The 7,325-nt window shown below is 42.0% G+C and carries 6 protein-coding genes and 1 rRNA gene; 3 read left to right on the forward strand and 4 right to left on the reverse strand.

What is annotated here, in order from left to right:
* Window positions 1-226: 226 nt before the first annotated feature.
* Window positions 227-1,189, forward strand: coding sequence for a methionyl-tRNA formyltransferase (gene fmt, locus FTT78_RS09770; protein WP_178319006.1), 963 nt, complete (start codon window positions 227-229; stop codon window positions 1,187-1,189).
* Window positions 1,186-2,493, forward strand: coding sequence for a 16S rRNA (cytosine(967)-C(5))-methyltransferase RsmB (gene rsmB, locus FTT78_RS09775; protein ID WP_180044178.1), 1,308 nt, complete (start codon window positions 1,186-1,188; stop codon window positions 2,491-2,493). The genes fmt and rsmB overlap by 4 nt, the downstream gene beginning before the upstream one ends.
* A gap of 129 nt (window positions 2,494-2,622) precedes the next feature.
* Here rsmB and FTT78_RS09780 read toward each other — a convergent pair whose 3' ends face one another.
* The 3 genes from FTT78_RS09780 to FTT78_RS09790 all read right to left on the reverse strand — a co-directional run bounded on the left by FTT78_RS09780 (window position 2,623) and on the right by FTT78_RS09790 (window position 6,227).
* Window positions 2,623-2,733 (reverse strand): methionine/alanine import family NSS transporter small subunit, encoded by a 111-nt coding sequence (locus FTT78_RS09780; RefSeq protein WP_004970370.1) that lies wholly within the window; start codon window positions 2,731-2,733, stop codon window positions 2,623-2,625.
* 1 nt (window position 2,734) lies between these two features.
* Window positions 2,735-4,219 (reverse strand): sodium-dependent transporter, encoded by a 1,485-nt coding sequence (locus tag FTT78_RS09785; protein WP_104852799.1) that lies wholly within the window; start codon window positions 4,217-4,219, stop codon window positions 2,735-2,737.
* Between the two features lie 565 nt (window positions 4,220-4,784).
* Complete coding sequence (locus tag FTT78_RS09790; RefSeq protein WP_180044180.1) at window positions 4,785-6,227, reverse strand: aldehyde dehydrogenase family protein; 1,443 nt, start codon at window positions 6,225-6,227, stop codon at window positions 4,785-4,787.
* 172 nt (window positions 6,228-6,399) lie between these two features.
* On the opposite strand from FTT78_RS09790, the gene FTT78_RS09795 reads away from it, so the two are divergent.
* Window positions 6,400-7,083, forward strand: a complete 684-nt coding sequence (locus tag FTT78_RS09795) for a TIGR04219 family outer membrane beta-barrel protein (protein WP_154321225.1) — start codon at window positions 6,400-6,402, stop codon at window positions 7,081-7,083.
* 123 nt (window positions 7,084-7,206) lie between these two features.
* Here FTT78_RS09795 and rrf read toward each other — a convergent pair.
* Window positions 7,207-7,321: ribosomal RNA gene (gene rrf / locus FTT78_RS09800) — 5S ribosomal RNA — on the reverse strand.
* Window positions 7,322-7,325 lie beyond the last annotated feature (4 nt).

A 7,325-nucleotide genomic window follows, 5' to 3' on the forward strand; every position in this document is an offset into this window, starting at 1 on the left:
ACCAACTTTATGATGGATAAAAAGTGACGAGAACCCACAGCACCTTGTTGATCATACTGAATGCAATACAAAACTTTCATGAATAATTTTTAAATTTTGCATTACTAATTTTTATCATAATAATTTATAGCACAGCGACAAGGTGGATTTGTTACAACCCGTTCCGACCTTTGAGCCGCAATTTGTTATAATTGCCGCGTCATCTAAAACTATGGGTTGATTTCCATTGAAAATCGTTTTTGCAGGTACGCCTGAATTTGCTGCAAGCGCTTTGGCAGCACTCCTGAACACCGAACATGAGATTGTCGCGGTTTACACCCAGCCTGACCGTAAAGCAGGACGCGGACAAAAACTCACAGCATCTGCGGTGAAGCAATTGGCACTACAACACGATCTTCCTGTCTATCAACCTTTGCATTTTAAATCATCTACTGAAGAAGGTCTGGCGGCCCAACAAGAATTGGCTGCATTGAATGCCGATGTGATGGTGGTTGCGGCCTATGGTTTAATCTTGCCGCAAGTGGTTTTAGATACTCCTAAATATGGCTGCTTGAATATTCACGGTTCGTTATTGCCACGTTGGCGTGGTGCAGCGCCGATTCAGCGCGCGATTGCCACAGGTGATACCGAAACAGGCATTACCATTATGAAAATGGCTGCAGGCTTAGATACGGGCGATATGATGTATAAAACCCTATGCCCAATTACTGCCACAGACACCTCTGCCACTTTACATGACAAACTGGCGCAGCAAGGTGCCAAAGCAATTGTTGAAGTACTGGCTTCAGAACAAAAATTGCAAGACTATTTAGCCGCGCGTGAAGTGCAAGATGAAGCCTTGACGGTCTATGCACACAAATTGACCAAAGCCGAAGCACAAATTGACTGGTCACAAACTGCAGCCGAAATTGACCGTAATATCCGTGCCTTTAACCCGTGGCCGGTGGCGTTTATCCCTTTAGATGAAACACAAAACTTGCGCGTTTGGGGTTCAGCATTATCGGATGAATCTGCACAAGGCAAAGCTGCAGGCACAATTTTAAAACTGGACAAACAAGGCGTACACGTCGCTTGTGGCGATCAACAAGCGGTATGCTTAAGCTCGTTGCAATGGCCAGGCGCTAAACCGCTGAATCCTGTGCAAATCATTCAAACTCAAAAACTTCAAACAGGACAAGTTCTCGCATGAGCCATTCTGAATCAGGCAACTCACATTTGAACTTGCGTGCCCAAGTCATCCGTACGCTATTGGCTGTACAACAAGGGCAATCATTGGCGAGCGTTTTACCTGCACATTTAAGTAAAGTCGCAGAACGTGACCGCGCCTTGTTTCATGAACTGGTTTTGGGCACTTTGCGTCAATGGTATGCCCTAAAAAGCATTACTTTGCCGCTGTTGGTGAAACCACTCAACAATGAAACTGTTGAAACCTGTTTATATGTCGGCTTATATCAAGTGCTTTGTACTCGTGTAGCCAGTCATGCCGCAATTTCTGAAACCGTAACTGCAGCCAAACAATTGGGCTATCAAGCACTCAGCGGTGTGGTGAATGCAATTCTGCGTCGTGTTTCACGTGAAACATCGGAATTTCAAAAGGCTTTGGCGCAGGCACATGGTTTGCCAAGTTGGTTGTATAAACGTCTGAAAAAAGATTGGCCTGAACAACAAGAACAACTGACGCAAACTTTAAAGCAAACCGCGCCTCTGACTTTAAGAGTCAATACACGCCAAATCAGCCGTGATGACTATTTAGAAATTTTGCAGGAACAAGAGATTGCTGCAGAAGCTTGCACCGTGTCTGAAGTCGGTATTGTGATGCTGCAAAATGTGCACATTCCAGACTTGCCTGGTTTTGATGAAGGCGTATTTTCCGTACAGGACGAACATGCCCAACTGTGTGCAACGCTCTTGCCAAATTTAGATGGCAAAGTGGTAGTCGATGCCTGCGCAGCACCCGGTGGTAAAACAGCGCATCTGCTTGAAAAATTTCAGCCTAAAAAATTGATTGCCATAGATCAGGATACCAAACGTCTGTTACGTGTCAGCGAAAATCTAGAACGTCTGCAACTGAATCAAGAAGCGCAAGTTGAAATTTTGGCTGCCGATGCAACCACATGGAATGCTAGTGAAGCAGTGGACTGTATTGTATTGGATGCACCGTGTTCTGCAATTGGAGTCTTGCGTCGCCATCCAGATATTCGTTTGCTGCGTCAATCTAGCGATATTAAGCAAACGGTGGCATTACAGCAACAGATTTTGCAGCAGATGTGGCAGCAACTCAAAGTTGGTGGCACCTTGCTTTACATTACCTGCTCGGTTTTAAAAGCCGAAAATGAACAGCAAATGCAGCAATTCTTTGCCGAACATCAAAATGCCAAAGAAGTCAAAATTGATGCAGATTGGGGCATTCCACAACTGTATGGACGCCAATTATTGCCGCAACAAGGACGCGGGGATGGTTTTTATTATTGTCGTATTGAAAAAATCGCCTAAGCTATTTCTGTTTTAACGATTCTTCTCATTTAATAGCCTTTCCAAAAAAATAACCCTTGAATCAATCAAGGGTTATTTTAGTTAGCCAGTGCAATGCTTTACAGCATCGCACCCGTTTCAGCAAAATGCTTAGTCTTCGAGTTCATCTGGGTTTTTGATCAGGTGAATCATCGCCAAAACCAAACCACCCCAAAGTACCACTGTTGAAATAATCAACATCACCAATGCAGATGTATTCATCTTATTTCTCCGCTGCGTCGTGATCTTTTAAGCGGCTAAGCAATACCGCGCCAATAATAAAGAGCACCACGGTACCACCACCCACGGTGAGTAAAATGTGTAATGGATAACCACCATAGCCTTCTGCAAAAATAGATTTCAGGGTTAAGCCTAAAGCCACGAGCAATGAAAGCGGAGTCACGATGGTTAATAGGAAATTCCAGCCCCAACCCAATTTAATGCTTGAGTATTGGTTAACGTGTTGCTGCAATTCTTTGAGCAATGGACGACGGAACCAAGTCACCAAAATGATCGACAATAAACCACCACCAACAATACCAATGTTGTTGGCAAAGTAGTCAATGATGTCGACAAAAGTGATCGCGCTGTGGGTAGAGAATAAAATGGTTGAAACAATAGCTGAACCACCCGCAATGATGGTTACTGCACGCTTACGCGACCAACCCAGTTTGTCTTGGAACGCAGCAATGGGCACTTGCAGAATACTCACCATTGAGGTCACCCCTGCAACCGTCAATGAAGCGAAGAATAAGAAACCAAATAAATCGCCACCTGCACCCAAGCTTGAAATGATTTTCGGGAATGCAATAAAGGCTAAACCAATACCACCAGAAACCACTTCATCTACCGATGAACCTGCGCTGTACGCCATGAAACCAAGCGCAGCAAAAATACCAATACCCGCTAAAATTTCAAAAGATGAGTTTGCAAGTGCAACCACCAAGCCTGAACCAGTCAAGTTGGTTTTACGTTTTAGGTAAGATGAGTAGGTCAACATAATCCCGAAACCCACTGAAAGTGAGAAGAAGATATGACCAAAGGCAGCTAACCATACTTTATAGTTCGCCATCGCTTCCCAGTTAGGCGTAAAGAAAGCATTTAAGCCATCGACTGCACCCGGTAAACGTAAAGCTTGAACCACAAGAATAGAGAACAAAATCAGCAAAAGTGGTATAAAGATTTTATTTGACAGCTCAACCCCTTTTTTCACCCCGCCGTATAAAATGAACATCACCACCGTCCATACGATGACTAGACCAATAAATAAGGTTGGTACAAAACCAAAGGCTAAGCCTTCACCATTTTGTAAGTAGCTTGTGAAAAAGAATTTTTCAGTGTCTGTTCCCCATTGCTGACCAATGGAATAGAACATATAACTGCCTGCCCAAGACAATACGCTGGCATAGTAAATACCAATCAGCAAAGTCACCATCACCTGCCACCAGCCCAATGCTTCACTGTTCATGAGCTTTTTATAAGCGGTTGGTGGTGCTTTACGGTATTTATGCCCAACTGCATAGTCCAAAAACAGCAATGGCAAACCTGCGGCAAAGATCGCAATTAAATAAGGGATTAAAAATGCGCCGCCGCCATTTTCATAGGCAACATAAGGGAAACGCCAAATATTGCCCAACCCGACCGCAGAACCAATGGCTGCGATAATAAAGCCTGATCGCGCGGACCAACTCTCACGAGAATCTGTCATAGAACACCTAAACTTCAGGTTATTTTTTGCTGCTTGTTTTTTAATTCTGACCTTTTATATAAATAACTTGCTTTTTCATTAGCTTAAATTTACTTTATATAACGGTACTTTAGCGCACGCAAAAAATATCCTGCAAAAAATGAAAATCTGGGTGTTTGCTTTAGAGTCACACCTTTTGAGCATCAAATTCTAAAGGTCAAACAGCGAAATATTCGGAAAATCTTGCTTAAAGTCTTTGCCCAATATTGCGCTTTTGTATGGCTTAACAATACTCATTTTTGAACAATTTTTCTGTAAATTCTGCTTAGAAAGATGCTTTTTGTATGCATTTTTTTAATCAAACGTTCAAATTCCACTCCATTTTGACTTGATTTTTTGGTTATAAGTCATATAACTATTTGGAATGTAATGTTGGTGCTATTTGAGTTGTTTTACTTTTCATCTATTATAGCAGCGCTGTAGCTTATTATTCACCAAACCACAGCGCTGTAATCAATCATCTCAAAATTCAGAGTTAACTCATCCTTTCTCTTTATTTATAACGATGCATCATTAGATCAGATACTTAACGCTTAATTACCAATAAACGCTCTTCCTGCATATCCCGAATAGCAGATTGAATCCCTTCTCGCCCTAAACCCGAATCTTTCACGCCACCATAAGGCATATTGTCCACACGGAACGATGGAATATCATTAATAATCACCCCACCAACTTGTAACTGATCCCATGCATACAGCATTTTTTCCAAGCTTTGTGTATAAATACCCGCCTGTAAACCAAAACGGCTTTGGTTAATACGTGTAATTCCTTGTTCAAAAGATGAATATTTTTCCAAAATGGCAACAGGGCCAAAAACTTCATCTTTATAAACCTCCAAGTTTGGATCGACCTGTTCCAATAAAGTCGGCTCAAACATCACACCTTTCAGCTCGCCACCTGCCAATATTTTTGCGCCTTTTTTCACTGCTTTATCAATCCACTTTTGCAAGCGCTGTGCTTCAGCTTCCTTAATCATTGGCCCGACCAAAGTACTGTCTAAATCAGGATCTGCTGCTTTAATTTTCTTGAGCTGGCTCACGAGTTTCTTTTTCAGTTCGGCATACACGTCGGCATGCACCAAAATACGTTGCACACTAATACACACCTGCCCAGCATGATTATACGCTCCACCAAGTAAGCGATGAATCAATGCATCATTCAGGTCAGTATCGGGTTCAATCATCACCGCTGCATTGCCGCCCAACTCTAGTGTTACTTTTTTGCGTCCTGCGCGGGCTTTCATATCCCAACCCACCACATCTGAACCCGTAAAACTGAGCAGTTTAAAGCGGTCATCCGTGACTAAAACATCGGCTTGCTCACGCTCACAAGGCAATACCGAAAACGCACCTTTAGGTAAATCTGTTTCTGCCAACACTTCTGCAATTTTCAATGCTGAAATAGGCGTGGCACTGGCAGGTTTTAATACAAAAGGACAACCTGCGGCAATCGCGGGTGCAATTTTATGTGCAGTTAAATTCAACGGAAAATTAAAAGGACTAATCAAAGATACTGCACCAATGGGTACATGCTTAACCATTCCTTGATAATTCACAGCAGCAGCCGTCACCGCCAACGGTAAAATACGCCCTTCATCTAGTTGTGACACCGCATCTGCCGCAATTTGAAAGGTATTAATTAAACGTTCAACTTCTGCCATCGCGGCCAAACGTGGTTTTCCACCTTCGGCAATTAAAATTTCGACCAATTCTTCACGCATGTTTTGAAAACGCTGCACACAATGCAACAGAATTTTTTGTTTTTGAAAGGGCTGTAACTTTGCCATTTCGGCTTCTGCTTTTACGGCTGCACGAATGGCTTTTTCAATACTTTTCGCATCGGCAAGTGCGACACGCGCATATAAATTTTGAGAATATTTATGCTGAACGGCTAACCATTGCCCTGTTTCTACGGCTTTATTGGCAAGATAGAGCGGGTAATCGACAGGTGGATGGGTATTTTGCATACTGAAATCCTCTATTTTTGGCGCGAATTAGGCTATATTTTTACAAGAATTTTGATTCAAGAAAATGTATGATGCGCTAAGTTGGACAATATTTCACATGATTTTTTGTCACGAGAACATCACAACACTAAACCATTCATCCCAAATGATGATGAAAAATACTAGGGTTTATATGCTTACATTACAACGTTTTGCTTTAGCATGCAGCTTAATTGGTTGTTCAGCGGTTCATGCCGATATTATTGGGGTAAAAGCCAGTGTAGATTATTGGAAATATAGCGCAGACTGGAATCAGGCTCAGTTATCACCAAACTTAGATGACGATTTTGCCTTACCCTTTACTCTGGCAGTAGAACATCCTGTTCCTTTTTTACCCAATGCCAAAATTAAGCATGCCAATTTGCAGGCCGAAAGCGAGCAAAGCGCTGCTGGTGTAAAAATCAATCAGCTGGATTTAGATTACTCAGACTTCATTTTATATTATGAAATTTTAGATAACATTGTTGCAGCAGATGTTGGATTTGGCGCCAAAGTACTTGAAGGTGACTTAAGATCTAATTTGTTTTCAACACAAGACGTCAGTGAAACTTTAGCTATGTTATATGCAGAGGCAGCAGTTAAATTACCGTTTACGGGTTTAAGTGCCAAAGCTGAAGCAAATTACGCCAAAAATAGCGACAATGAAGTTCGTGATGCTCAGGCAGAAATTAAATATAACTTTGTCGATACCGTTTTGGTCGATGTGGGTTTAAAAGCGGGCTATCGCATTTTAGATATTAAGCTCAATCAAGATTCCAATCAGGAAACTCAATTAGAGTTTAAAGGCCCATATTTAGGCTTAGAAGCACATTTCTAAATATTTGATATTTAAATAAATTTAAAACCCTTAAATTATGTTTAAGGGTTTTTTTATTCATTCTACTTTTCTTTTTTACATAAAAAAACACCCTCAACGCTAGTTGAGGGTGTTCGAATAATGAGCTGGCGATGACTTACTCTCACATGGGTAACCCCACACTACCATCAGCGCGAAGAGGTTTCACTTCTGAGTTCGGGAAGGGATCAGGTGGTTCACTCTTGCTATGGTCGCCAGCACAA

The organism is Acinetobacter sp. YH01011 (assembly GCF_013420785.1).
GTDB classification, from domain to species: domain Bacteria; phylum Pseudomonadota; class Gammaproteobacteria; order Pseudomonadales; family Moraxellaceae; genus Acinetobacter; species Acinetobacter towneri.

Coding starts and splice junctions, on each gene's coding strand:
- rsmB (WP_180044178.1), top strand. CDS start 1,186: ATGAGCCATTCTGAATCAGGCAACTCACATTTGAACTTGCGTGCCCAA.
- FTT78_RS09780 (WP_004970370.1), bottom strand. CDS start 2,733: ATGAATACATCTGCATTGGTGATGTTGATTATTTCAACAGTGGTACTT.
- FTT78_RS09795 (WP_154321225.1), top strand. CDS start 6,400: ATGCTTACATTACAACGTTTTGCTTTAGCATGCAGCTTAATTGGTTGT.
- FTT78_RS09790 (WP_180044180.1), bottom strand. CDS start 6,227: ATGCAAAATACCCATCCACCTGTCGATTACCCGCTCTATCTTGCCAAT.
- FTT78_RS09785 (WP_104852799.1), bottom strand. CDS start 4,219: ATGACAGATTCTCGTGAGAGTTGGTCCGCGCGATCAGGCTTTATTATC.